Annotated in this window: 29 protein-coding genes and 1 riboswitch; of the genes, 13 read left to right on the forward strand and 16 right to left on the reverse strand. The window is 53.6% G+C overall.

The genetic code is table 11. The features are described from left to right. Positions 1-6 precede the first annotated feature (6 nt). The 7 genes from purQ to rplU all read right to left on the reverse strand — a co-directional run bounded on the left by purQ (position 7) and on the right by rplU (position 7,271). Positions 7-777 (reverse strand): phosphoribosylformylglycinamidine synthase I, encoded by a 771-nt coding sequence (gene purQ, locus ACZ48S_RS07085; RefSeq protein WP_464214582.1) that lies wholly within the window; start codon positions 775-777, stop codon positions 7-9. Continuing rightward, the gene (purL, locus tag ACZ48S_RS07090) at positions 774-3,620 is read right to left on the reverse strand and encodes a phosphoribosylformylglycinamidine synthase subunit PurL (RefSeq protein WP_464212074.1); all 2,847 of its coding nucleotides are present in this window, start codon (positions 3,618-3,620) and stop codon (positions 774-776) included. Before purL ends, purQ begins: the two co-directional genes overlap by 4 nt. A gap of 587 nt (positions 3,621-4,207) precedes the next feature. Beyond that, a riboswitch (molybdenum cofactor riboswitch) is annotated at positions 4,208-4,343 on the reverse strand. A 67-nt stretch (positions 4,344-4,410) separates the two neighbouring features. Beyond that, a complete protein-coding gene (pdxS, locus tag ACZ48S_RS07095) occupies positions 4,411-5,304 on the reverse strand; it encodes a pyridoxal 5'-phosphate synthase lyase subunit PdxS (protein WP_464212076.1) in 894 nt (297 codons plus the stop codon). A gap of 75 nt (positions 5,305-5,379) precedes the next feature. Beyond that, positions 5,380-6,342, reverse strand: coding sequence for a DUF1385 domain-containing protein (locus ACZ48S_RS07100; RefSeq protein ID WP_464212078.1), 963 nt, complete (start codon positions 6,340-6,342; stop codon positions 5,380-5,382). Between the two features lie 122 nt (positions 6,343-6,464). Continuing rightward, positions 6,465-6,674 carry a 50S ribosomal protein L31 gene (gene rpmE, locus ACZ48S_RS07105; protein ID WP_464212080.1) on the reverse strand — a complete coding sequence of 70 codons (210 nt, stop codon included), beginning with the start codon at positions 6,672-6,674 and terminating at the stop codon, positions 6,465-6,467. Positions 6,675-6,680: 6 nt separating this feature from the next. Continuing rightward, on the reverse strand, positions 6,681-6,935 hold the full coding sequence (rpmA, locus tag ACZ48S_RS07110) for a 50S ribosomal protein L27 (protein WP_464212082.1): 255 nt from the start codon (positions 6,933-6,935) through the stop codon (positions 6,681-6,683). Between the two features lie 3 nt (positions 6,936-6,938). Continuing rightward, the gene (gene rplU, locus ACZ48S_RS07115; RefSeq protein WP_464214584.1) at positions 6,939-7,271 is read right to left on the reverse strand and encodes a 50S ribosomal protein L21; all 333 of its coding nucleotides are present in this window, start codon (positions 7,269-7,271) and stop codon (positions 6,939-6,941) included. Positions 7,272-7,397: 126 nt separating this feature from the next. Here rplU and uppS point away from each other — a divergent pair, with 126 nt between their 5' ends. From uppS to ACZ48S_RS07155, 8 genes are all read left to right on the forward strand, one after another. Then, positions 7,398-8,108 (forward strand): polyprenyl diphosphate synthase, encoded by a 711-nt coding sequence (uppS, locus tag ACZ48S_RS07120; RefSeq protein ID WP_464212084.1) that lies wholly within the window; start codon positions 7,398-7,400, stop codon positions 8,106-8,108. A gap of 3 nt (positions 8,109-8,111) precedes the next feature. Further along, positions 8,112-8,906 carry a phosphatidate cytidylyltransferase gene (locus ACZ48S_RS07125; RefSeq protein ID WP_464212086.1) on the forward strand — a complete coding sequence of 265 codons (795 nt, stop codon included), beginning with the start codon at positions 8,112-8,114 and terminating at the stop codon, positions 8,904-8,906. Between the two features lie 62 nt (positions 8,907-8,968). Next, entirely contained in the window at positions 8,969-10,096 is a 1,128-nt protein-coding gene (gene dxr / locus ACZ48S_RS07130) for a 1-deoxy-D-xylulose-5-phosphate reductoisomerase (protein ID WP_464214586.1), read from the forward strand. Then, the gene (locus ACZ48S_RS07135; RefSeq protein WP_464212088.1) at positions 10,097-11,143 is read left to right on the forward strand and encodes a M50 family metallopeptidase; all 1,047 of its coding nucleotides are present in this window, start codon (positions 10,097-10,099) and stop codon (positions 11,141-11,143) included. 135 nt (positions 11,144-11,278) lie between these two features. Next, complete coding sequence (ispG, locus tag ACZ48S_RS07140; RefSeq protein WP_464212090.1) at positions 11,279-12,325, forward strand: flavodoxin-dependent (E)-4-hydroxy-3-methylbut-2-enyl-diphosphate synthase; 1,047 nt, start codon at positions 11,279-11,281, stop codon at positions 12,323-12,325. A 33-nt stretch (positions 12,326-12,358) separates the two neighbouring features. Beyond that, a complete protein-coding gene (locus ACZ48S_RS07145; protein ID WP_464212092.1) occupies positions 12,359-12,934 on the forward strand; it encodes a hypothetical protein in 576 nt (191 codons plus the stop codon). After that, complete coding sequence (locus tag ACZ48S_RS07150) at positions 12,931-14,625, forward strand: proline--tRNA ligase (RefSeq protein ID WP_464212094.1); 1,695 nt, start codon at positions 12,931-12,933, stop codon at positions 14,623-14,625. The genes ACZ48S_RS07145 and ACZ48S_RS07150 overlap by 4 nt, the downstream gene beginning before the upstream one ends. Before the next feature lie 3 nt (positions 14,626-14,628). After that, positions 14,629-15,093, forward strand: a complete 465-nt coding sequence (locus ACZ48S_RS07155) for a hypothetical protein (RefSeq protein WP_464212096.1) — start codon at positions 14,629-14,631, stop codon at positions 15,091-15,093. Between the two features lie 3 nt (positions 15,094-15,096). On the opposite strand, the gene ACZ48S_RS07160 is transcribed toward ACZ48S_RS07155, so the two are convergent. Next, entirely contained in the window at positions 15,097-15,516 is a 420-nt protein-coding gene (locus ACZ48S_RS07160) for a DUF6941 family protein (RefSeq protein ID WP_464212098.1), read from the reverse strand. A 96-nt stretch (positions 15,517-15,612) separates the two neighbouring features. Here ACZ48S_RS07160 and ACZ48S_RS07165 point away from each other — a divergent pair, with 96 nt between their 5' ends. Further along, complete coding sequence (locus ACZ48S_RS07165; RefSeq protein ID WP_464212100.1) at positions 15,613-15,843, forward strand: hypothetical protein; 231 nt, start codon at positions 15,613-15,615, stop codon at positions 15,841-15,843. 657 nt (positions 15,844-16,500) lie between these two features. Here the strand turns inward: ACZ48S_RS07165 and ACZ48S_RS07170 are convergent. The 4 genes from ACZ48S_RS07170 to ACZ48S_RS07185 form a co-directional block, all read right to left on the reverse strand. After that, a complete protein-coding gene (locus ACZ48S_RS07170; RefSeq protein WP_464212102.1) occupies positions 16,501-16,713 on the reverse strand; it encodes a hypothetical protein in 213 nt (70 codons plus the stop codon). Between the two features lie 105 nt (positions 16,714-16,818). After that, a complete protein-coding gene (locus ACZ48S_RS07175) occupies positions 16,819-17,193 on the reverse strand; it encodes a hypothetical protein (protein WP_464212104.1) in 375 nt (124 codons plus the stop codon). 225 nt (positions 17,194-17,418) lie between these two features. Then, the gene (locus ACZ48S_RS07180; RefSeq protein ID WP_464212106.1) at positions 17,419-18,744 is read right to left on the reverse strand and encodes a phage portal protein; all 1,326 of its coding nucleotides are present in this window, start codon (positions 18,742-18,744) and stop codon (positions 17,419-17,421) included. Next, on the reverse strand, positions 18,728-19,054 hold the full coding sequence (locus ACZ48S_RS07185; RefSeq protein ID WP_464212108.1) for a hypothetical protein: 327 nt from the start codon (positions 19,052-19,054) through the stop codon (positions 18,728-18,730). Before ACZ48S_RS07185 ends, ACZ48S_RS07180 begins: the two co-directional genes overlap by 17 nt. A 295-nt stretch (positions 19,055-19,349) precedes the next feature. On the opposite strand from ACZ48S_RS07185, the gene ACZ48S_RS07190 reads away from it, so the two are divergent. Beyond that, complete coding sequence (locus ACZ48S_RS07190) at positions 19,350-20,420, forward strand: hypothetical protein (protein WP_464212110.1); 1,071 nt, start codon at positions 19,350-19,352, stop codon at positions 20,418-20,420. Positions 20,421-20,431: 11 nt separating this feature from the next. Here the strand turns inward: ACZ48S_RS07190 and ACZ48S_RS07195 are convergent, their stop codons facing one another. The 3 genes from ACZ48S_RS07195 to ACZ48S_RS07205 all read right to left on the reverse strand — a co-directional run bounded on the left by ACZ48S_RS07195 (position 20,432) and on the right by ACZ48S_RS07205 (position 22,547). Next, positions 20,432-20,809, reverse strand: coding sequence for a prepilin-type N-terminal cleavage/methylation domain-containing protein (locus tag ACZ48S_RS07195; RefSeq protein WP_464212112.1), 378 nt, complete (start codon positions 20,807-20,809; stop codon positions 20,432-20,434). 143 nt (positions 20,810-20,952) lie between these two features. Next, positions 20,953-21,312, reverse strand: a complete 360-nt coding sequence (locus ACZ48S_RS07200; protein ID WP_464212114.1) for a type II secretion system protein — start codon at positions 21,310-21,312, stop codon at positions 20,953-20,955. A gap of 200 nt (positions 21,313-21,512) precedes the next feature. Then, a complete protein-coding gene (locus ACZ48S_RS07205) occupies positions 21,513-22,547 on the reverse strand; it encodes an integrase core domain-containing protein (protein ID WP_464212116.1) in 1,035 nt (344 codons plus the stop codon). A gap of 360 nt (positions 22,548-22,907) precedes the next feature. On the opposite strand from ACZ48S_RS07205, the gene ACZ48S_RS07210 reads away from it, so the two are divergent. After that, positions 22,908-23,843 carry a DUF2202 domain-containing protein gene (locus tag ACZ48S_RS07210; protein WP_464212118.1) on the forward strand — a complete coding sequence of 312 codons (936 nt, stop codon included), beginning with the start codon at positions 22,908-22,910 and terminating at the stop codon, positions 23,841-23,843. Between the two features lie 552 nt (positions 23,844-24,395). Continuing rightward, positions 24,396-24,728 carry a type IV pilin protein gene (locus tag ACZ48S_RS07215; RefSeq protein ID WP_464212120.1) on the forward strand — a complete coding sequence of 111 codons (333 nt, stop codon included), beginning with the start codon at positions 24,396-24,398 and terminating at the stop codon, positions 24,726-24,728. Between the two features lie 158 nt (positions 24,729-24,886). Here ACZ48S_RS07215 and ACZ48S_RS07220 read toward each other — a convergent pair whose 3' ends face one another. After that, positions 24,887-25,339: a hypothetical protein gene (locus ACZ48S_RS07220; RefSeq protein WP_464212122.1), complete on the reverse strand. Its 453-nt coding sequence runs from the start codon at positions 25,337-25,339 to the stop codon at positions 24,887-24,889. A gap of 37 nt (positions 25,340-25,376) precedes the next feature. On the opposite strand from ACZ48S_RS07220, the gene ACZ48S_RS07225 reads away from it, so the two are divergent. Continuing rightward, entirely contained in the window at positions 25,377-25,589 is a 213-nt protein-coding gene (locus ACZ48S_RS07225; RefSeq protein WP_464212124.1) for a hypothetical protein, read from the forward strand. The last annotated feature ends 107 nt before the right edge of the window (positions 25,590-25,696 follow it).

Raw genomic sequence — 25,696 nt, forward strand, 5'->3', positions numbered from 1 at the left:
ATCGTGTTAACTGTTGAAGGCCGCGTTAATTCCATTTTGAAAAATCTTTAAACCGGCGCCTGGCTCCTCAATGCAGCGGCGGGTCCAGTTGGGATGCTGCGAAGCCCGGATAAAGCGTTCCGGATGAGGCATAAGGGCAAAAACACGCCCGGTGTCATCAGTCAGGCCGGCAATATTATTAACCGCCCCATTGGGGTTGGCTGGGTACTCATCGGTGGAATTGCCAAATTCATCCGCATAATAAAAAACCGGTCGGAGACGGGCAAGCATATCAGGGGCAGCGATTAACTTCCCTTCACCATGAGCCACCGGTACCTCCATCTGGGTAATGCCTTCAGTCCAGACGCAACCCGATTTCGGCTCTGCCGCCAGCCTCACCCAACGACACTCAAACCGACCGGAATCATTATTTGTCAAAGTAACATGGGGTAATGCCGGATCAGGCGGGCCGGGTAAAATACCTGTTTTTATTAGCGCCTGGAACCCATTGCAGACACCGATAATCAGGCCGCTGCGCTCAATAAAACTCTTCAATTCATCAAAAATACGCAAACGCATTTCGTTGGCCTGTACCTTACCGGCACCCAGATCATCCCCATAGGAAAAGCCACCAGGCAAACCCATGACCTGATAATCCCGCAGCTTAACCTCCCCGGAGATAAGTTCATTTATATGAACAACGCGCGACTCACCACCGGCTGCCTCAAAAGCTTCAGACATTTCCTGGTCACAGTTAGTCCCAGGAGCGCGTAATACCAGTATCTTAACCTTTTTCACCATTTCAGAGGCCTCTGCCAGGCATTTTTTAATTCGGATATCGGTTGACTTATGATTACGTCACCTTCCAGACCTTTAACATTCAGCATATTATCCTGTGTCACTACGCCAATGAGAGAAAAGGAAGCAAATCCCATAATATGTTCAAATTCAGACTGTTTCTCCGGGGCAATTTCAACTAGAAAACGTGAATTCGATTCAGAAAAAAGCAAGGTGTCATTACGATTAATATCATCCTCACGCAGCAGCTTGGATAGTTCCACAGCGGCCCCCAAACCTCCAGCAAAAGCCATTTCCGCCAGGGCTACTCCAAGACCGCCTTCGGACAAATCATGGCAGGAAGCAATCAATCGTTTGTCAGCGGCTGCCGACAGGCGGGAATAAAGCGTTTTAGCCGTCGCGCCATCCACTCCCGGAGCCTGGTTGCCGATATAGCCCTTGGAAGAGTAATAGGCTGAACCTCCAAGGTCTGCTTTGGTAGTTCCGAGGCAATAAATGAGATTCCCGGAAGTTTTGAAATCCATGGTCAATGCTTTGGATGTGTCAGCCATGACGCTGATAGCCGATATAAGCAGGGTATGGGGTATGGAAACAACCTGACCATCAATCCGGAACTGATTATTGAGAGAATCTTTTCCGGAAATAAAAGGTGTTTCATAAACCAGTGACAAATCAGCGCAGGCCTGGGCAGCTCGGACCAGCGCCCCAAGCGCCTCTTCATCGGTGGCTGACCCCCAGCAGAAATTATCCAGCAGCGCCAATCGGTCAAGCGACCCCCCCACCGCGAGAACCTGTCTTATAGCTTCATCAACTGCCGAAGCTGCCATATTGTAGGCATCCACTTCTCCATAAGCCGGGTTGATGCCGCAGGAGATAACAATCCCCTTATCAGTACCAACCACCGGCCTGACCACGGCGGCATCCCCCGGACCGTCGGAATGCTGCCCGACCAATGGCTTGATTACACTGCCGCCCTGCACCTCATGGTCATACTGGCGGATAACCCATTCCTTGGAACAGGTATTCCAGCGTCCAAGCAGGGTCAGCAGGTCCTCATCCAGTTTCGGCGGACAAGGAAACTCCGGTTCCGAATGACCGGCAGGACGATATGAAGCCTTAAGCTCAAGCTGCGGCAACCCATTGTGCAAAAATTCCATATTCAGGTCGCATACTTGATTGTCTTGATAATATAGTTCCAGTCTGCCTTCTCCGGTAAATTCACCGATGACAGTAGCCTCAACACCTTCATCACTACAGATTTCCAGCAGCCGGTCTATATTCTTTGGTGATACAGCCATGACCATGCGTTCCTGTGATTCAGAAATCCAGATTTCAGTATAACTAAGCCCTGAATATTTCAGCGGTACCTTATCCAGCCAAACCTTGACCCCGGTGTCCGCTCCCATCTCCCCGACGGCTGATGACAATCCGCCGCCACCGACATCCGTGATACGGGATATCAGTCTTTCATCACGGGCTTTTAAAATAGCCTCAGTCATACGCTTTTCAACAATAGGGTTGCCTATCTGTACCGATGAAAATGATTGCTCATTGCTTTTATCCGACAACGCCTCCGAGGAAAAGGTAACTCCGTGGATACCATCACGTCCGGTGCGCCCGCCAAGCAATACCACCATGTCTCCGGGCTTTTGCTGGCCAGGCTTGGCCGCCCAGGTAGGCATAATTCCCGCCGTGCCGCAATAAACCAAGGGATTACCCGTATAACGCTTGTCAAATAAAACAGCTCCATTAACGGTAGGGATACCCATTCGGTTGCCGTAATCAGCTACGCCTGAACGGACACCTTTAAAAACCCGGAGTGGGTGCAATGCTCCCAGCGGCAAATCATCATAAGACATATCCGGCTCGCCGAAACAGAAAACGTCGGTGTTGCAAACAGGCCTTGCCGACAAACCTGTACCCAGGACATCACGGATAACTCCGCCCAAACCGGTAGCGGCACCGCCATAGGGTTCAACCGCGGAAGGGTGGTTATGCGTCTCCACCTTGAAACAGACGGCGTGTTCCCCGTCAAAATCAATAACGCCGGAGTTATCCACGAAGACACTCAAACACCATGGTTTATTTAGCTGCCGGGTTGCCCGGGCTATGGTAGATTTTAAAAGGTTGTCGATGGTCTGACCTTCAAAATCAAACTTAGCCTTGAATGTCTTATGAACACAATGCTCACTCCACGACTGAGCCAGTGTTTCCAGCTCAACATCCGTCGGCTTCCGTCCTTTTTTCTTAAAATATTCCGCAGTGGTACGAACCTCAGACGGGGTCAGGCAGAACTGACCGCCCACTCGACACAATCCGGCGTCATCCTCAGGCATCTCAACTTTACACAGTTCAAATTTATAAACTGGATTTTCGCCAAAGATAATGGATTCCGGGGTCACCGCATGCTGAATAATCGGATTCAGCAACAGCCGGTTAGTTATCAAAGTCAGGGTATCAGCATCAAAGTTGCCTTGAAGCATATAAAGCTTGCCCGTCCTGGCCCCATCTAGAGTAACATCCAAATCAGCCGCAGCCTTCAATATGGTTTCTTCCACCGGATCAGCCACACCGGGATTATGAATAACCAGCACCGCCCGCCCGGGTGATTCGTCCTCTATGGGACAATCAACGGTAAAAACTTGGGTTACCGGATCAGTCAGCAGCTCCCAGCCCAGCTTTTCTATATCAGAACGATTGACATTACCTTTGAGCCAGTAAACATCGGAAACGTGGACTGAGCTAACACCGGAAAGATTTAGTTCGGCAATATCTTTCAGTATAGAGCCTCCCCGGCGGTCAGCGGTGCCGGGTGCGGGTGAAACATCAATACGGTAAATCAAGATGCTTTATTATAGCTAAAATCCGACGTCGAGGCGAATTGGATAATGCTGGAATATATATTCAAAAACAGATTTCTTTTTTAATTCGTAAAACAATAATATCTTTTTGTTGCTCAAGATAATCCAATAGAAAAAGAGTGGAATGAGCGATAAATCTGTCGCTGCGTAACTTCAGCAACATTTACCGGATGCCGCTGAGTACTGCTGTGCCTTCAAGCCTAACTCTTATTACAGATAACTGAAATTCTAATTCTGACAGTGGCGCATAAAAGGCACCGACAAACCGCCGATATAAATAACCGGCTTCGGTTTATGCTGACCGCACTGCGGTAAAATGCTGGGAGGGTACTCAGCATAAATACAACCGGACAACGGGTCAGATAGACCGATTCGCTTCATTCCACCCCTTCGGGAAAAAACAAGTTTTCAGGGGGAATAAATTAGATTCCCTGAAACCTCCGGCCATTATTTCCCGCTCAAAATAGCCATAACCCGCCGTATTCAGGAAAAGGAGATAACTGGAACTGACATGATGAAAAAAAACAACAAGAGGCACTTAACGAATAAGCGCCTCTGCATATAAATAAATTCTTTTCACCAGCTCTCCTTTCCAATACGGGAGGCACCGGCGTTTCCACCTGTACCCTCGGAGCCTTTCGGCTCACCGGTTCCAAGACCATAACTTGAGTCTTAGGCCGTTGGAACTCGAAGAGTTACCGCTATTTCAGCGGAATTGGCTGGATTATAACAACCCGCTTCCGTGATGTCAATTGCGCTCGGTGCACCGGCTTTACCAGCCGCGCTGAGCCATAAGCTGCTCTGGGCTAATCTGCCCTATTTCCAAACCATGCATGGCTTCACCAAGGTTTTCTGAAACTTCGGCAACAACTGCAGGGTCCTGGTAATGAGTGGTGGCCTTGACTATTGCTTTAGCTCTGGCCAGCGGATCAGCTGACTTAAAAATGCCAGAACCGACAAAAACACCTTCCGAACCAAGCTGCATCATCAGCGCCGCGTCAGCCGGGGTAGCAATTCCGCCGGCGGCGAAATTTACCACCGGCAGCTTGCCGGTTTTATGCACATCCATCACCAGTTCAAATGGCGCGCCCAGGTCCCTGGCAATGGCCATCAACTCCTCAACCGGAGAGGCAACAACCCGGCGAATCTCAGCCTGCACCGCCCTCATGTGACGCACGGCTTCAACCACGTTGCCGGTGCCGGGTTCACCTTTGGTACGGATCATTGTCGCTCCTTCACCTATGCGTCGCAGGGCTTCTCCCAAGTTGCGGCAACCGCAAACAAACGGTACTTTGAAATCCTGCTTCCAGACATGGAAAGCCTCATCAGCCGGTGTCAATACTTCTGATTCATCAATAAAATCAACTCCCATGGCTTCCAGCACCCGGGCTTCTACAAAGTGACCGATGCGGCATTTTGCCATCACAGGGATGGTAACTGCCCCCATTATGGCCTTGATAATGGTAGGGTCGGCCATACGGGCCACGCCTCCGGCTGCACGTATATCTGAGGGGACCCTCTCGAGGGCCATCACGGCACATGCGCCGGCATCTTCGGCAATCTTTGCCTGATCCGGCGTGGTGACATCCATAATAACGCCGCCCTTGAGCATCTGCGCCAATCCGCTCTTAACTTTAAATGTTCCGGTGGTAATTTCCTTTTCCATTACAGTGGTCCTTCTTCAAATTGGTGAACTTTAATTCTACAATTAAGCGGGTAAGTTGACAACTAATAGTCTGCTTCAGGTCAGAGAATCTTCAGATTGCTGTTCAGTATCATCAGCCCCTGCTGTTTCCTCCACTTCAGCGGATTCCGGGTATAACTCCGCTTCCATTTCCGGATAATCAGTAACCAGCGCTTTTTTTAAGGCAGCGATGCCGACTTCTAATTGCGCCAGTTCCGGCTGGCGCGTCGTCATGGACTGCAGCCACATGCCGGGACGGGCCAGAGCACGCACCAGCGCGTTATCACCATGCCCGGCCGCATAGCGGGTGAACTCATAACCCAGGGCGGCAATTACCGGCAGCAGAAGTACACGGGAAAGCACCATCAGCCACAGATCCGGTTTGCCGATCAGGCTGAAAACAAAAATAGCGATCACCAGCACCGCCAGCAGAAAACTGGTGCCGCACCGGGTGTGGGCAGTGGAAAACTCTCGAACCGCTAAAGGTTCCAGTTTAACGCCGTGTTCGTAGGCATTAATAGTCTGGTGCTCCGCGCCGTGGTAAGCAAAAACCCGGCGTATATCCGGCATCAAACCGATGAGTTTCAGGTAAATAACAAACAGCAGCAGCCTGATAAGTCCTTCGACGATGTTGAACAGAACTACTGATTCCAGCCAGCGGTCAAAGATATGGGTTAAAAAAAGCGGGGTTAAAAAGAAGATGGCTACGGAAATAAGCAGTGAAAAACCTACCAGTCCCCACATCATCCACGGTGAAACTTCTTCCTCCTCTTCCTCAAGGGCTACGTCCGCCGACTTCATCAGGGCCTGTACTCCCAGCAGCAGCGCTTCCAGCAGGACGATTATGCCGCGGAAAAACGGCAGTCGCCGCATCTTGCCGTTATATATCCTGGGTAAAGGCTTTGACTCAACGGCAATATCACCCTTGGGGCGCCGAATGGCCGTCACCAGTGATTTCTGGCCGCGGATCATCACGCCTTCAATTATGGCCTGTCCGCCGTAATAAAACTTATTCGACATATTCTACCTGAACTTCAATTCTAACATTCCGTAGCCCGGAAAATTATCGGATGCAGCCGGGCAGTTGATAATAAAAGGGGGGCGGCTGTGCACCGCCCCCCTTGCCGTTCAATAGATACTTTTTATTTATCCTTAAGTCCATAACGCTGCTTGAAACGGTCAACACGACCGGCGGTATCAACCATGCGGCGCTCACCGGTGTAAAAAGGATGGCACTTATTACAAAGCTCCACCTTGATCTCCGGCGTGGTCGAGCCCAGGGTAAAGGCATTACCGCAGGAGCAGGACACCTTGGCTTCAGGATAAAATTTTGGATGCAGTTTCTCTTTCATAATTACCTAGCCAGTCTTGACGCTGGCCATCCTCCTGTTGTTGCTGGTCGGCTGGTAAGCGACTACGCCGTCAGCCAGTGCGAATAAAGTGTGGTCACGACCTACACCGACATTTTCCCCGGCCTTGATGGGGGTTCCGCGCTGACGCACCAGGATGGTGCCGGCCAGGACTTTCTCCCCGGCATAGCGCTTAACGCCCAGCATCTTGGGCTTTGAATCTCTACCATTGCGGCTTGAACCGCCGCCTTTCTTATGAGCCATTGATTATTTCTCCTTTGATTTCGCCGGGCCGGCGATACTCTCAATCTTAAGCCGGGTGAAAAGAGCCCGACCACCGACGCGGGTATGAGCGCGGGTTTTGTTCTTGTAGCGCAAACCGCGCACCTTATCTCCCATGCCATTGCCTTCAGCTTTGGCTGTCACCTTGGCACCCTCAACCATCGGCTTGCCGGTGGTTATCTTCTTGCCGTCAGAAAACAGAAGTACGCGGTCAAGTTCCACAGTACTGCCGGCTTCTACATCCAGCCGATCAACATCAAGGGTCTGCCCTTCGGTTACTTTATACTGTTTGCCGCCTGATTCAACTATAGCGTAAATGGTACCACCTCCAGATTAAAACAACTTGCCATTATAGCAATCTGAGCAGACCTATGCAAGCCGGTGCGCTCAAAATCAGCGTTTCCTTGCCCCCGAAGCCCAATAGGCCTAAAATAGCTTCTTAATATGAGTCAGACATCCGCGGCAGCATCCACCCTGCCCCGTCACGTAGCCGTAATCATGGACGGCAACGGAAGATGGGCTTCAAAGCAAGGCATGGAACGTCTCGAAGGACACCGCGCCGGACTTAAAAATATTCCTGAAGTCATAAAAACACTGACCGAACTGGGGGTACCCTATATCACCCTGTTCAGCTTTTCCACTGAAAACTGGAAAAGGCCGCGCGAGGAAGTCAACGGCCTTTTGCGGCTCCTGGCTGAAGCCCTTGATGAAACCGCAAAACAACTGGATGACCATGATGTCATCGTGCGGCACCTGGGTAAACTGGACAGGCTGCCGTCCAACCTGCGAAACGGTATCAAAAAGATAGAAGAAAAGACCAAAAATAACACCGGATCTACCGCCAGCTTCGCCTTCGACTACGGCAGCCGCTCAGAAATTACGGATGCCGCTCGCCAGGCCATGGCAAAAAAATTAAAACCTGATGACCTCGACGAAAATACCTTCGAGAAGTTTCTCAATACCGCCGGCCTGCCTGACGTGGACCTGCTGATCCGCACCGGCGGTGAAAAGCGCCTGTCCAACTTTCTATTATGGCAGTCCGCCTACGCCGAACTTTACTTTACCGATACCCTTTGGCCGGATTTTGACCGGGGCGAAATAGAAAAAGCCCTGGATGATTATGCCGGCCGGCAGCGCCGTTTCGGGGGGCTTTAACCGATGCTTAAAAAGCGCATTATTTCCGGCTCCGCCCTGGCCTTGATGGCCATAGTGCTTATATGGGCTGACGGACCGCTGCCCTGGATGACCGCCGCGGTCATTTTCTGGGGCGTTATGGCGCTGCGGGAATTCAATAACGTGGTCGGCCAGGCCAAAGCCCGGCCGTTCGCCGTAATCGGCACCATCGGCACGGTACTATTCATTATCAGTCCGCATTTTGAAAACGGACTGGCACCGCTGCTGGCGGCCTTTGTGGCCGGATCACTGCTGTACCTGCTTAAACCCGGGGACCGCTCTCAGGCTTTCATCCGCTGGGCCTGGACGCTGGCCGGTGTGATATATATCGGCTGGATGCTCTCATTCATCGTGGCTCTGCGCGGGCTGGAAGACGGACGGGAATGGGTCTTATTCGCCGTGGGCGTTACCGCCGCTTCAGACACCTTTGCCTATCTCATCGGCCGAGCCTGCGGCAGGCACCGCATGGCACCGTCAATAAGCCCCAACAAGAGCTGGGAAGGGGCTTTCGGCGGCGCTTTTTTCGCCCTGGTCATCGCCCTGGTGATAAAAGCAGTGTTTGACCTGCCGGCGGGTTACCTTGAACTGGGCCTACTGGGCCTGGCCGCCAGTGCCGTCGGTCAGGCGGGTGACCTGGTAGAATCACTTTTCAAACGCAACATGGCCATCAAGGACTCCGGCAACAGCATACCCGGCCACGGCGGCTTCCTGGACCGGATGGATTCGGTAGTCTTCGCCTCGGTGCTGGTTTTTTACTATGTAACGGTAATAATCCAATAACCGGTGCCGAAAAACAATCACCGAATTAGCCTCAAAAGCCCTTTTTGCGGTACTATTATATGATGACCAAACACATTCGCCTGGCTGTACTCGGCTCTACCGGCAGCATCGGCCGCCAGACCCTGGAGGTGGCTCGCCGCCATCCGGATAAACTCAAGATTACCGCCCTTGCCGCCGGCCGGAATATTGAGCTGTTCGACTCTCAGGCGGCTGAATTCCGTCCACTTTTTGTATCCTGCAACCACACATACTTCGACAAAAGCGGGGCCCAGAGCCTGACACCGGTGGAGATGGCAGCCCATCCGGACATTGATATTGTGGTAATAGCCCTGCCGGGCGGCGCCGGGTTGGAACCGGCGCTGGCCGCGGCTGGAACCGGCAAAATAATCGCCCTGGCCAACAAAGAATGCCTGGTAGCCGCCGGTGATATACTCATGGCCGAAGCAGAAAAACACGGTGCCTGGATACGCCCGGTTGACTCGGAGCATTCAGCAATCTGGCAATGCTTGGTCGGTGAAAAGTCCCAACCTGAAAAACTCATACTGACCGCATCCGGCGGCCCGTTCCGCAATTACTCACTGGAGCAGCTTGAATCAGTAACTCCGGAACAGGCGCTGGCTCATCCATCCTGGAAAATGGGTAAAAAAGTAACCATTGACTCCGCCACCCTGATGAATAAAGGCCTGGAAGTCATCGAGGCGCACCGCCTCTACGGCCTGGATTATGAACGGATTGAAGTGGTTATCCACCCGCAATCCATAGTGCACTCCATGGTGGAATTCGCTGACGGGGCGGTCAAAGCCCAGCTTTCGCCGCCGGATATGCGCCTGCCCATTCAATACGCCTTCTCCTATCCCGACCGCTGGGACAACAAAGAACTGCCCCGGGCCGACTGGGCTGAAATAAACCGGCTGGATTTCTCCCGGCCTGACTTTGACCGGTTCCCCTGCCTCAAACTGGCCGTCGAAGCCGGGAAAAAAGGAAACACCTTTCCAGCGGTGCTGTCGGCCGCGGATGAAGCGGCAGTCAACCTGTTCCTGGAGGGACGCATCGGCTTCCGAGATATCGCGCGCCTGGTCTCGGCAGTCCTGGATGAACATAACCCGGACGCCATCAGGTCGTTGGATAGTATAGCCGCCGCCGAAAAATGGGCGCGGCACAAAGTAACTGAACTGGCAAGGAGTCTTTAGTTGTTATTTACATTATTAGCTTTCATGCTGGTACTGGGCGTACTGGTGCTGGCTCATGAAGCAGGTCATTTTTTCACTGCCAAGGCTTTCGGCGTCAAGGTGCATGAATTCGGCGTCGGATATCCGCCGCGGCTTTTCGCGGTGAAACGCGGTGAAACAGAATACTCGGTTAATATGCTGCCGCTGGGCGGCTTTGTTAAACTTTCCGGTGAAGAAGACCCGGAAGCGCCGGGTTCACTGGCCTCTAAAAGCCACGCCAAGCGCATCACCGTGCTGGCTTCAGGCGCCATCATCAATGCCCTGCTGCCGCTGATCCTGCTGACCGGCGCCTTTATCATCCCTCATGACGTAGCCCGCGGCGAGATAGAAGTGGTTGAAGTCTCCCCCAACTCACCGGCGGCAGCGGCCGGAGTGGTCGAAGGCGACACTATCCTCAGCTTTGACGGCCGTGAACTGGAAAACAACGCCGTTTTGGGGCGTGTTATCTTCATGAACCTGGGCGAGCCTTCACTGATGGAAATCCAGCACGCTGACGGGTCAGTCTCCACCGTTACCGTTACCCCGCGCTGGGACCCGCCGGAAGAACAGGGCGCGGTAGGCCTGCGCACCACTACTAACGACGTGGTCATCACCGAGGAAAGCCAGCCGTTCTTCAGCGCGGTCAACAAGGGCTTTCGGGAAAGCATGGACCTGCTGGTTCTTTTCAAAAACAGTATCATATCCCTGGTTTCCGGTACCGCGGAAGGCGGTGTTGCCGGACCGGTGGGCATAGCTGACATCGTCGGAGACGTGGCTCGCGCGGGTCTTTCGCCGCTTCTTGAACTGACCGCACTATTGTCACTCAACCTGGCCATCATCAACCTGCTGCCCATTCCGGCGCTGGACGGCGGCCGGATCCTGTTCGTGGTGGTAGAATGGGCTCGCCGCGGCAAGCGCATCGACCCGCAGCTGGAGGGTAAAATACACTTTATCGGCTTTGCCTTCCTGATATCACTCATTATCCTGGTGACCTTTAATGATATAATGCGGATTGTGGGAGGAAGTTAGAAATATCAAAGCACCAATATCTAAATCCTGAATAAATTCTAATTTCCAAAATACAAAACTGGTTTTTGAGCCTTTGTGATTTGGATTTTGACATTGTTTAGATATTAGATATTGCGTATTAGTATTTAACCCGCTATGAATAGCCGACGTCACAGCAAAGTTATCAATATCGGCGGCGTCACCGTCGGCGGTGACGCCCCTATTACCGTGCAGTCAATGACCAAGACGCCTACCGCGGACGTCGAGGCCACCGTGGCCCAGATACGGGAACTGGCAGCCGCCGGCTGTGAGATTGTCCGCTGCGGTGTACCCGACGCTGAAGCCGCGGCCGCGCTGGGCGCCATCAAGCGGCAAAGCCCCATCCCGGTTATCGCCGACATTCACTTTGACTACCGGCTGGCGCTGATGGCCATTGAGTCCGGCGTTGACGGGCTGCGCATCAATCCCGGCAACATCGGCGACGCCTCACGGGTAAAGCAGCTGGTAGCCGCGGCCAGGCAAAACCAGATTCCCATCCGCATCGGCGTCAACGGCGGCAGCCTGCCGACCGATTTTGAGCCCAATAAACCCCTCCACCAGCGGATGGTGGACGCTGCCATGTCCCAGGTCAGGCTGCTGGAGAGCCTGGATTTTGAACTGATAAAAATATCCCTCAAGGCCTTTGACGTACCGGAAACGGTGGCCGCCTACCGGGCTATTGCCGGTCTGACGCCCTATCCGCTGCACCTGGGCATGACCGAGGCCGGCACCCCCCGCAGCGGCGTTGTCCGTTCCGCGGTGGGCATCGGCACCCTGCTGGCGGAAGGCATCGGTGATACCATCCGGGTTTCACTGACGGCACCTCCGGCCGAAGAGGTCCGCGCCGGATACGAGATTCTCAAGAGCCTCAACCTGCGGCAGAAAGGTCCGGTACTGGTCAGCTGCCCCACCTGCGCCCGCGCCGAGGTCAACGTGGTGGCCCTGGCCGAGAAAGTGGCCGCGGCGCTGGAGTCAGTGAACAAGCCCATCCGGGTTGCGGTTATGGGCTGCGCCGTCAACGGTCCCGGCGAGGCCCGCGACGCCGATGTAGGCATCGCCTGCGGCAAAGGCCAGGCCATACTCTTCAGCCGCGGCGAAAAAATCCGGGTTGTCCGCGAGCCGGATTTACTGTCCGCCCTTTTAAAAGAAGTCGAAAACTTCTAGAATGTACCCGCCCGCAATTTTCCGGAGGTAATTATGGACACAACTTTCTGGCAGGCGGTGGCCGCCATTGCCGTAGTAATCCTGGCGATCGGTTTTTTCTACGCCATCACCAAGTACCTGCAGTTCCGCCGTCGCGATGACGCCAAGCTGGCGCTGGACTTTTTCCGCGATTTCCGCAGCGATGATTTCAAGGCGGTTATCCGCAGCATCTACGGCGTCAAGCATGACGGCTGGAACACCCTGCCAGACTACCAGCGGGTGCGCATTGATCACCTGGTGGATTGGTTCAACCTGCTGGGGGCGGTAACCCGCAACCGGGAGATAAATGAGAACCTGGCTATCGAGACGCTGGGCGGGCCCACCGCCATCCGCTGCTGGTACCGGCTCAGGCCATACCTGCGGCAGGAAACCGAGCGCCGCGGTTTTTTCTGCGACGACTTCGAGGACTTCACCCGTCGCTCGCTGACCCACTTCAGGCGCCGCGGCATCCCCATCTGGTTCAACTGGGCTGACGAACGGCTGGAGCTGATAGAGCACCTGCAGCAGCCGGAACTCAAACCGCGCAGCATTGAAGAAATACGCATGAGCACACGCAGAGGTAACGCATGAGATTTTCCCAGTTATTCGGCAAGACCCAGCGGGAGATTCCCGGAGAAGCGGAAACAGTCAGTCATCGGCTGCTGCTCAGGACCGGCATGATCAACCAGCTGACCGCCGGCGTCTATTCCTATATGCCGCTGGCCTGGCGCACCTCGCGTAAGATTATGGACATCATCCGCGACGAGATGGACGCCGCCGGCTGCCAGGAAATTACCATGCCGGTACTGCAGCCGCTGGAGCTGTGGGAGCGTTCCGGGCGCGACGCCGCCTTCGGGGACAATCTTTTCAAGCTCAATGACCGCAAGGAGCGCCCGCTGGCGCTGGGTCCCACCCATGAAGAGGTAGTCACCAGCCTGGCGGCCCAGTATATCCAGTCCTACCGCGACCTGCCGCAGCGCCTGTACCAGATACAGACCAAACTGCGTGACGAACCGCGTCCCCGCGGCGGGCTGATCCGGGTGCGTGAATTCATTATGAAAGATATGTACTCCTTTGACGCTGATGAAGCCGGCCTGGAGGTCAGCTACCAGAAAATGGTGCAGGCCTATAAAAATATCTATCATCGCTGCGGCCTGAAAGCCATGGCTATCGAGGCCGATTCCGGGGCCATCGGCGGCAAGGCATCGCACGAGTTCATGGTGCTGGCCGAGTCCGGCGAGGACGAGGTCATCTCCTGCTCCGGCTGCGGCTACGCCGCCAACCTGGAAAAAGCCGCTTTCGACAAGGGCCAAGCCGGCAGCGAAGAGCCCCTTCCGGCTGAAGAAGTGGCCACTCCCGGCCGCGAATCCATTGAGGAAGTGGCCGACTTCCTGGGCCTGCCGCGGAACAGGATGCTCAAGTGCGTCTTCTACGTGGCCGACAAAGAGTTTGTCATCGCCGTCATCCGCGGGGACCTGGAGGTCAACGAGGTCAAGCTGAAAAACGCCCTCAAGGCGGCTGAGCTGCGGCTGGCTGCCGCCGAGGAAGTCTCGGCAGCCGGCGTGGTGGCCGGTTCGGCTTCACCGGTCGGCTTCGGCGGCAAGGTCATCGCTGACGACTCGGTCAGTGAGAACGTCAACTATGTCGGCGGGGCCAACATCGCCGGCCGGCACATGAAAAACCTCAGCCTGGGACGGGACTTCACCGTATCCAAGAGAGCCGACATCGCCTCGGCCGGTACCGGCGCCCGCTGCGCCCGCTGCGGCGGCACGCTGGAATCAATCCGCGGCATCGAGGTCGGCCATGTTTTCAAATTGGGCACCTTCCTGGCCGAGACCTTCGGCGCCTATTTTACCGACGCTGAAGGCGCCCAGCAGCCCTGCATCATGGGCTGCTACGGCATCGGGGTGGGGCGGCTGCTGGCCGCCGCCATCGAACAGAACCATGACGACAAGGGCATCATCTGGCCGATGCCCATCGCCCCCTACCAGGTGCACCTGGTAGGACTGGGGCTGGAGAAGGAACCCATAAAGGAGCAGGCGGAAAAACTGTACGCTGAGCTGACCGCCGCCGGTATTGAGGTGCTGTACGACGATCGTCCGGAATCCCCCGGCGTCAAATTCAACGACGCCGACCTCTTGGGTATGCCGCTCCGCCTGACCGTGAGCCCGCGCTCGCTGGACAAGGGCGGCGTGGAGCTTAAAAAGCGCAGCGAGAAATCCTTCGAACTGGTGCCGGCTGATGAGGTCATCAAAAATGTTAAGTTGCTGATTGGGGGCTGAATTATGAACAAACCGGCTGATGTACTGGAGCAGTTGTCCCACAACGAGAGCCTTATCGCCGATCTGTACCGCGCCTACGCCCTCAAGTTCCCGGACCTCAAGGATTTCTGGTCCCTGCTGGAAGGTGAAGAAATGAAACACGCCGGCTGGCTAAACCACATGTCCCGGTCGGTGGAAGAAAAATCCGCCACGCTGACCGGCCGCTTCTCCAGCCCGGCCATTAACTCCTTCCACGCCTATATGAACCGGGAAATCGCCGCGGTGCCTGCCAAGGGGTTCACCATGGAACAGGCCTTTGCCACCGCGCTTTACCTGGAAAAGAGCCTGATAGAAAAAGACTTTTTCCGGAGCCTTACCAACCTGGGCCCGAAAGAAACGGAACTGCTTGAGGCCTTGATTGAAGAGTCCAAAGAACACCTGGCGCTTATCCAGCAAAAGATCCGGGACAGGGGTCTTAAAGTAAAATAACGTCTATCCGGGCTGGCTGATGGCCGCCGCGTCAATAAAAGTCTGCCCCAGGAACTGGCCGTTGACCCACAGCTGGAAGTCATAGCGCCCCTCGCCGGGAATGGGCAGCGGCGGAAACTGCAGGTTAAGCTCCACCGTGGACAGCTTGGAGCGAGCCTTGAACTTGCCCTTGGCCTCGGCCAGCTTTTCACCGGTATTGGAATATACGTATCGGGCCTGGAATTCATATTCTCCCTCGGCCTCGGTCAGCTTGGCGTAAAGCGAAACCGGACGCTTCGACGGAAACTTGCCCACGTGCACCCGGTCAAAGATGCCGATGAGGGATATCTTGCCGCTGGTCGGGTCCTTGACCGCCGCATCGCAAACCAGCGCCGCCAGCAAGACCGGTTTGCCGTGGCCGGTTAAAGGCTGTTCATCATTCATAAAGCCATTCTAGGCTCCCCCTTCCGTAGTGTCAATATAAAACAGGTCTTGACTTATGCCGTATATGGTTTATAATCCTGGTAAGGATGGTTGATAATGTCCGAATATGACTTTCCGGATGCGGTCAAGCTCCGCGCCTACCAGAACGCCGGCGCCCAGTGTGAATGCACCGCCGGCTGCCGCGAGCACCCCAACTACCGCTGCAAGACTTATTTCTGGCGCTATACCGAAGCCCATTACTACCCCATTGACCCGAAGGCTCCGCTGGATTTTTACAACTGCCGGATGCTGTGCCTGAGGTGCCGGAGGAATGCTGAAAGTGAGTAGTTTAGAGTTTTCAGTATATGGTTATCAGTTTATTAGTTTTTAGTGGTCAGTTGGAGAAATCCTAATATCTAATGCTTAAATCCTAATATCGAATATCTAAATCCTAAACAATACCTAATACCCAAATTCAAATGACCAAAACAGGGAAACGTGATAAATCTCAATTCACAAATACCAAATTACAAACAATATCCAAATCTCAATGTTCAATATAAAAACAGGGTTCAGACTACCTCTGCATTGTCATTACCCACGAAAGTGGGTAATCCAGGGGCATTGGGGGCATGGATTCCCGGCTTTCGCCGAGAATGACAGACCAGACGTTATTAAATCCTAATACCTAATACCCAAATTCAAATGACCAAAATAAGGCCCGAGATTGCTTCGCCGTAGGCTCGCAATGACGCAGGGGGAGTTTTTAGTTTAGAGTTTTCAGTTCTCAGTTTTCCGGAATTGTTTTTGTTTTGGCACCCCTGATGCCAACTCAGGGAAACGACTCATCTTTTCCAGCTTTGTGATTTTGGTGCTCAAACGTGAGTCGTTTTGCCAATTCAAACAGATTCAATTGATTCAAAGTTTTGATTCATAGTTAATAGTTCGTAGTTGTCAGTTTATTAGTTTTTAGTGGTCAGTATTCAAGTGCTCAGTATTCGTTTTTCACGGCTGCCAGACGGCGATGATTATCGCTGAAGCCGGCTGGTAGCGGTCAAAAAAGACCACCGCCAGGCGGCGGCCGGGCGTCATCTCGGCGGCCGGAATATGTCGGGCCACCGTTACCCCTTCCAAATAGGTATGGGCGGAGCCGTCCACTTTTATGGCGGCGGTATAGGCACCTTCATTGAATGATTTCAGTGTTGATTGGGTCAGCATTGGTAGTTATCAGTTTTCAGTTTAGAGTTATCAGTTTAGAGTTCTCAGTTTAGAGTTCTCAGTTTAGAGTTCTCAGTTTAGAGTTCTCAGTTGTCAGTGGTCAGTTTAGAACCCCAGTCCCCGGCGGATCTTGGCGGCGGCGGAGAGGGGCTCGGTTACCGCACCGCGGGGGGAATTGACGGTAGGCGGCGGAGCCGGAGCCTTGACGGATGACCTTACCTTTTCCACCAGCGCCCTGGCGCGGGCTACCGAGTCATCAACCTCGGCCACGGTCTCACCGGTGATAAGTTCCTCCGGCACGTCAGCGTTCAGTGCCGCGGCTGCCTGGCGGTAGGCGGCCACCGTTTCCGCCAGCTTCCCGGCTGCCTGTTCCAATGCGGAGTCACGCTCCGCCAGCGCGCGGGACAAGTCCGGGAATTCATTTTCATCTGCCGCCGGTTCAGCGGCGGGGTTTTCTGCCGGTTGTTCAGTTTTTTCCAAAAAAACCTCCTCTTTTTTAGTAGTCAGTTATTAGTTTTCAGTTTTCAGTTGTCAGTTCTCAGTTTTGTGGATTCCCGGCTTTCGCCGAGAATGACAAAGGAATGGGAATTTCTAATTTCTAATATCTAAATCCTAAACAAATTCAAATTTTCAAAGTACAAATATCCAAAACCAGCTTTTGAACCTTAATTATTCGGTCATTGGTATTTGTTTAGATATTAGTGCTTAGGTATTAGTGTTTTGGGGGCGGCGGAGGGGAGAGGAACCTGGGCTGGTCTTTTTTATTCTCTGTTCTTCTTCCAGCCAGTTATCAAATTCAGCCTGCGGGTCTTCAATGCCCATGCCGGTCATGGCGCCCCGGCGGGAGCGGATGCCGGCGGCCACCAGCGTCTTTTCGGTATTGGCCTCGGCGGCCACGTCCCGCGGCAGCACCGGCGCCCAGTCAACCTCAATGCTTATGCCGTCTAAGCTCTCGCCGAGGTATCGGGAATAGAGCCGCAGCAGCAGCTCCGCCCGTCGCCGGTACACGCCGGTGCGGATAAGCCGCTTGCGCCAGACGCGGTGCAGAAGCGGCTGCATCTCCAGTTCCAGGGCCACCCCGGAGATATCACGCCCGATGCCGCCGAAGGCCGCCCGCGGCACCTCGGCCAGGTCATGGATGACGCGCAGCAGCAAATCAATATAGCTCAGGTGAAGCTGTCCGCCGCCGCCCTGGAGCAGGTCCAGCAGGTAAGCCCGCGCTTCTTCCGGCAGGTGCCACACCGCCCCGGGTGAGACGGCGATGTCACGGGAAGCCTCCACGTTTTCCAGCACGGCGATGGGATTGCCGGACAGCTCCAGGATGCGGGATATCTGTCCCAGCGCCCGGTCAAGCTCCTCCTGGGCGCTTACCAGGTTCTCCAGGTCAGACATCCCCCAGGGGGACTTGGGGCGGGAGAGATTGGCAAAGACAATAAAGGGAATGAAGCCGTAGGGATTGTCTCCGCCGGCCGCGGCGCTGCCGTTGCAGCTTACCCGGTAGTCAGCCGCCGTCCAGCGCTCAACCACCGTTACCGGACCGTCCCCGGCCCGGAAGCCCCAGGCCCGCTCCGCGGCGGCAGACGAGGCGGCGTATTCCAGGGTGACCCGCTCGGCGGCGGCCCCGTCCAGGCTGTATTCCACCTCAATGCCGGCCACGTCCGGCGCGGTTACCCGCGCTTCTGCGGCAGCGGCGTCCCAGCCCAGCCGGTAGCAGCCGTCGCCCAGCACGGCGGCGTCAATCTCCGTTTCATAGTCCAGCCGCTCCAGCCGGTTTTCCCGGCCGCAGCCGTCAAGGAGTTCCTGCGCCCGGCCTACCCTGGCCGCGTCATCACCGCAAGCCCGGACTTTCAGCCCGCCCATGAGGTAGGCGGTCAGCTTGTCCACCGCGGCGGCGGCGTAGTTGCAGTTCAGCCCCGGCTCACCGGAGCCGCCGGGCCGGACGGCGGACCGTCCGCGGTACAGCTCCAGCATCCGCCGGTAGCGCCGGCGGCGGGAGGCGGCATCATTAACAAGATTATCCGTAACGTTCATTCTTCTCCTCAGCCGCGTGGCGCTTTTCATACCGGGCAATAGCCCGTGAAGCGGCGCCGCGGCTCATTCCGTACTGCCGGGCCAGGTCAGTTACAAAAGCCCCGGCCCGGCGCTTTTCAGCCATCTCCCGGTCACGCTCGTCCCGCAGGTAGCGGCGCATCAGCGCCGGGTTATCATGGACGCACAGCGGCAGGTGGCATTCCAGGCAGGCCGGAGCCAGTTCACAGCCTTCATCAGGATAGCTGCAGTACTCCGGGGGCGGATCTTCTTCCGGTAATTCATCACTCTCATCGCTTGTCTCTAATCTCATCTGTCTCCCGGATATGGCAGGTATTTCCCCGGCGTCGTTCTATCAGCGTACATTTGTTCTTTATGTAAGCCAGAAAGGTCCGCCAATAAAACACCGGAGATGGACGGAGGCCGCCTCAGCGACGCTGCCGTTTATTGAAAGTTCTAGCTTAACCGGATAGCAGTATAGTATTATTGTTCTATATTTGTCAATGGGCAAAAGTTACACTTTTGGAATAATTTTTTCCGCAAAAATGTACTGGTCTTATCACTATATACCTTGCCACTCACATTCCATCTGATGTTATAATGGCTACATGGCAGGTGAAATAATCAAAGATTTCCAAGCGCAACTTACGGCTGATGAGACCAAACCAACTTCCGAAACCTGGCTGTACGACAACCCGGAAGCCATTAAGGAAGAACCAACCCGGTTGGAACGCTCCCGCTTGGCGGCGGCACTGCTGGCGCTGGAAAACCTCAGCTTTGTGCAATCCAGCATCGCCATGCTGGACGTTTTCAGCGTTACCTTGATGCTGGCTGCATTCTACACATACCTGAAAGGCCGCTTTTTCACCACCGCGGTAATAATAACCCTGGCGGCGCTGGCTAAATTTATCGGGGTGCTGGTGATACCGGTTATCGGATTGCACTGGCTGATTACCAGCCGAAAGCAATGGCTAAGGTTCGGACTGTCCGTGGCAACTGTGCCGGTGCTGTATCTTACGCTGCTGACCGGGCTCCTTTGGATAATCTGGGGGAAGTTCTTGAATCCGGTAACCGAAACCGCAACAATGCTCAGGCTTAACAGCTATTCTACTTTTGCCGAAATTGATTCAATTTTACTTAGCCGCCCCTGGGAATGGCTGCTTAACCTGGAAATAATCACCTACTGGCCGGAGCCGCATTACCTGGCCATGCTCAGCCCGAACTTATGGCTGCTCACCATCCCGGCTATGATATACATGGCTTATAAAGCCCGCAAAGGAAACCAGGCGTCTATTTTCAGCATTGCCTGGTTTGCCGGGACTTACCTGGTATGGATACCGATAAACCTGGTAATGGACAGGACCACCTATATTTTCTACCTGTACCCGGCTATCGGCAGCATCTGCCTGGCGGTTGCCCTGTCATTATGGGATATCACAAGATACCGCTACCGGTGGCAATCAAAATTATTGATGCGGCTGTCAAAATGGTCCATCACCATATTCCTGGTCATTCACGCCGGCTTTTTTATCTACCTCGTCCCGGTTCCCTATTTCTGGAAACTGGCTGCTGGTGTTCTAATTTACCTTGGAATACGTTACCTGTTCTCAGCGGACCGGATAGACAGAGAAATAGCCGGCCAGGAAAAGGCGGAGGCAGAAATGGGGATTACTACTTAGGAGACTGCCGTTCAACTTCCCAACGGGTTGCCGTCAGCCGCGCTTCCCGGAGATACATAGCCGCTGGAGCTGATAGCCCATTCATACTGGGTAGCCTCATAAAGATAATATGACGGATTGCCCTTATCTACACCTGATCCATCAGGGTCCCAAATCCTGGGGGTGGTATCAAATACGAATGAAGCTGCCTCACCCATTTCCACATCATACATTGCCGCGCTAACGGCCAGAGTTAGGTTATGGCGTTCTGCTTTAGCTGCTTCAGTCTCACCACTATCCCGGAAATCCAGCAGGTTGGGAATGGCTACAGCAGAAATAGCACCGAGAATAGCCACCACAACCAGGACTTCAATAAGGGTGAAACCGCGCTGGAAAGCTACTCTGAACATATCAATCCCCCTTCTGAAATCATCGCTTTTCCGGGGTGTTCTAATCTGTTCTAATTATACACGACAATGTAAATGTGTCAATATAAAAAGAAGCCCTCTTAGAAAAGAGGGCTTCTTAATTCAGTATGCGATACTGTTGTTTGCTATTCTAGAGGATTACCTGATCCAGGATTAACTTCCCCTCCTGTGGTGACTGTCCAAGCAAATGATAAATCATTAATCAGATAAGCAGAAAAAATGCCACCATCAGACCCTTCATTTAGGGTTACTTCAGATGCTATTTCCCCGTCTTCAGCCATATATGCAGCCACAGCTACCTGCAGATTATGCTGTTCGGCCCTGGCAGCTTCGGTCTCGCCACTACCCATAAAGCTCAGGATATTCGGCACAGCCACGGCGGCGATGACGCCCAGGATGGCAATGACCACCAAAAGCTCAATGAGGGTAAAGCCTTTCTGGCCTTTGCGGAACTTTTTCAGTTTTAAATTGTTTAGGAACTTCATTCTGTTTGTCACCACCTTTCAGTCCTTAGACTTTACTCCCATTATATTTGTTTTTCCAGAGAGTACTAAGTGATTATAGGGGTACTATTTAAGTATAGTCAATAGTATCTTAGTTTATGTTAACCGCCCTGTTTCCGTTTCCGCAATAGTACGATAGTACTAATCACGTTAATTAAGAATAGCTCAAGTTTGGGTTTATGTCAATGGGCTGTAAGGGTCCAGTACATATTGGACTTTTGCGGGTCAGTGATGAATTTATCCAGATAATAGCGTAGTGGGGGTATTTTGCCAATACCCCGGTGGGCTTTTTCGGTGTTGTACCAGATCAGGTACTCCATAAGCGGCCGGTTAAAATCATCCGGTTCATCTATGCAGTCGGTGTGGTAATAGGCAAACTGTTCCTGTATGGTACGGTTAAATCTCTCCAGGTGGCCGTTGGACTGGGGACGGCGGGGATAGTTAAAGTAATGAATGAGCCCCTGATTTTGGGCGGCGTGAGCAAAATGCGCCAGGAATTCAGATCCGTTATCTGTTTGAAGCCTGGTTATCTTAAAGGGTGCTACCCAGTTAAGCTTGCCCAGGAAGTCTTTGGCTGAAGCTGATGAACCGGTCTTATAGATAAAGGCGAAGGCAAAGCGGGTAGGCAGGTCAATAGCGGTAATCAAATACCGCTTGAGACCATCCACAAAGATATCCACAGTATCTATTTCCACCAGCTCTCCCGGTAGCTTTGGGGCAAAGCCTTTCCTTCTGGTTTTCTTTATGGCCTTACGGGGTGCTTTCTCGTGTAGCCTTCCGGTTCTGCCATTGATAGTGACCTTTGCCCCTTTGGGCAGCCGTCCATGTTTCTTGAGATCCCCAATGATTCGGCCGATGGTTGATTCCGAGGGCGGTTTAATGCCTTTAGCCTCACAGGCGGCTTTGAGCACCGGGGTTATGGTCATCTTGTCTACTCCGGGATGAATGGTGCGGTAATCCAGAATGAAGCTCTCAATAAAAGGGTCATGCCTGCGCTTTCGCCGGCTCTTGGGTGTCTTATCCCCTGGAGCCAGGCTTGAGAGTTTGCCACCTGAGTTGTTGAGCTTCTGCTTCCAGAGGTAAATGGTAGAACGGCTATTGTCGAAGGCTTTCCTGGCAGCTTCTGCACCATATTCATCAAAGAACTCGATGATTTTTATCCTTTGCTCAATTTCCCTGGACTTGGGGTGAGACAGGATATCGTTGATCTTTTGCATCCAACGACTATAGCCTCTACGGTAACAGCTTTCCACATATATCTGTTTCACTAAAAAGACTCCCGGGTTTCACCTCCCCGGGAGTCCAATATGTTTCTGAACTTTTTCATGGGCGGGAAGATAGGAAATTCTGATTCCTAAAAGTTAACAGTTAAAAGTTGTCAGTAGTTTTCAGTTTTCAGTTTTCAGTGGTTTTTAGTTTTCAGTTTTCAGTTCACAGTAGTCAGTGTTCGGTTCACAGTTGTCAGTGTTCAGTTCAAAGTGGCCGGATTTGTCGGTGTAATTGAAAATGGGTGTATAATTTGTTCCAGGACGCTCCGGGGCAAAGAAGAGCGGGCTGAAAAGGGGGAATGGTGAATTATGATCAGGAAGGCTGGTTATTTACTGCTGGTTTTTACCTTTATTTCAATACCGGTTCTTGCCGCGTGCTCCCAGGACAACACCGACAATGAACCCTCTCCCACGACGACAACGCCGACCGCGGCCATAACGGACGCTGAAAAGGAAGGCATTGTTTACATCTACGAACTGGAGAAGCTGGCCAGGGACGTATATAAAGCCCTGTACGACCAGTGGGAAACCCCGGTGCTCAGCGTCATCAGCGGCAGCGAGCAATCCCACATGGATATAATGGGTGAACTCATAGACAAATACAGCCTGGACAACCCGGCGGCCGCTAAAGCCGGCGGTGACTATACCACCAGTGAACTCCAGGAAATGTACGATGACCTTGTGGAGCAGGGTTCAGCCTCAGAGATAGACGCCCTTCTCACGGCGGCGGCCATCGAGGAACTGGATATCCTGGATATTGAGGAAAGCCTGGCCAAGACGGAAAAGCATGATATTGCGTCCGCCTTCGAAATACTGATAGAAGGTTCTGAAAACCACCTGGGGATTTTCGCGGCTAAGCTGGAAGAGCAAGGGGTGGAATACCAGCCGCAGTATCTGTCCCAGGCGGAGTATGACCGGATCATCTCCACGGTGACGGTGCCCACCGCTACCGGCACCCCAACGGCGGCCACCTTCGGCGAACTGGCGGTTAAAGGCAAGATTTCATACAACGGCAACTGCTTCAACTGCCACGGCAACAACCTGTCCACCGGGCCCAGCAGCACCGCCATATTATCCTCATACCAGAACGCGCAGAGACTGCTGACCCAGATTTCCACCATGCCCACCAGGGGTCCGCAGGACGAATGGGAAGTGCTTTCCTACTTGCTGCTGGAGCATGAATGGGTTTCCGGTGACGCTGTTTTCAGCCAGGAGACTTTAGACGAGATACCGCTGACGCCGTAGTTATGGGAAATTCTAATGTCTAATATCTAAGCACTAAACAATTTCAAAATTACAATATTAAATGACCAAAATAAAATACCGAGATTGCCACAAGCGCTGCGCGCTTTCGCAATGACGGACCCGCGGGGTGGGAAATTCTAATGTCTAAGTTTTAAAAAGTTAAAAGTTTTCAGTGATTAGTGTTCAGTTCACAGTGGTCAGTTGTCAGCAGTTTAGAGTTTTCAGTTTTCAGTGATTAGTTGTATAAGGAAGTGGATTACCGAGATTGCTTCGCCGTAGGCTCGCAATGACGAGTGGGTGTGGATTCCCGGCTTTCGCCGAGAATGACAGACCCGCGGGGCGGGAAATTCTAATGTCTAATATCTAAGCACTAAACAATAACGAATATCTAAATTACAATATTCAATATCTAGACAAAGAGGCTACCAGTTGTTGCAAAAAATGCAACAACCGCGCCCGCTGAGGGCCGCGCTTAATTGGTCATTTGGTCGATAGTACTGGGTGCTGGTATAATTACAGGTAGTTCCCAAGTATATTGAGAGGTAAAAATACGTGACCAGATTCCTGAAAAAATTCCGCTCCGGCCAGCGGGGCTTCACCTTGATCGAACTGCTGGTAGTGATAGCCATTCTGGGCACCATCTCCGCCGTGGCCCTGCCCAACGTACTGCAGTTCATCGGCGAAGGCGACACCCAGGCGGCGCTGGCGGAGCAGCACAACCTCCAGGTAGCGGCAACCGCCTATGCCTTCAGCAACGACGGTGCCCTGCCGGACGACATCGACGACCTGGCGCCCTGGCTGGTTAACTCACCGCAGTTCACCTGGACCATCAGCGGCGGCGCGGTAACGCCGGGCGGCGCCAACAATCCCCTGCTGGATACCTAGCAATCCCATTGACTGCTGACGAAAAGAGCTTCCTTAATCGGAAGCTCTTTTTTTGGTTGTCAGTTTGGAGTTACGAGTTTGCGGTTTTTCAGTTTTTTGTTTTAGGGCAGTTTTCCCGATTGACTAACAGCCGGAGCGCGCCTACAATAAAACTGCAACTACCACCCCGCCGGGGAGGGTAATACAATGAGGCTGGCGATATCAATACTGCTGAGCGCGGTGCTGTTGCTTACCGCCTCCTGCAGCTGCCGGCAGACACCGGAAGACGGCCTGCCGCTAACCCAGACTCCGGACCCGCAATCCGGCACGTCAACAACCCCACCAACGACAACCAGCCCGGGAGGAACGTCCGTGCCGCCTCCTCCTCCGCCTTCTTCAGTAACCGTACCGGTGCCGACTCCGCCGCCGGTTACCACCACCACGCCACCACCGCCGACAGCACCGACGCCTACCCCACCACCAACTACCAGCACCACACCGCCATTGCCGCCGACGACAACGCCGACGCCACCACCATCACCGACACCAGTACCGCTGCCACCGCCAACGGCGACATCACCGCCACCGACACCCACCGCGCCGGCGACACTGGGGCTCCAGATCCTGTCCATCACCTCTCCGGTCAACCGAGGCGCCACCGCCTCACTGGTGGCCCAGACGGCACCTTTTGCCCAGTGCATCATCACCGTGTATTACGGATTTGGCTCATCCAGCGCATCCGGCACCGCTGACGCCAGCGGCATGGTGGGCTGGAGCTGGACGGTTACCACCAATATCAGCCCCGGAAACTATATTGTGGCGGTCAGCGCCAGTTCCGGCGGACTGAACGGCTCGGCTACTGTTAGTTATACGGTGAGCTGAGGGGACAGGCTTGGGAAATACCAAATCTCGAGTTTAGAATAACAAATAAATTCCAATATCTAATGTCTAAGCACTAAACAAAATCAAATACCGAATTCAAATGACCA

The sequence above is a fragment of the Dehalogenimonas sp. NIT-SK1 genome, assembly GCF_055384165.1.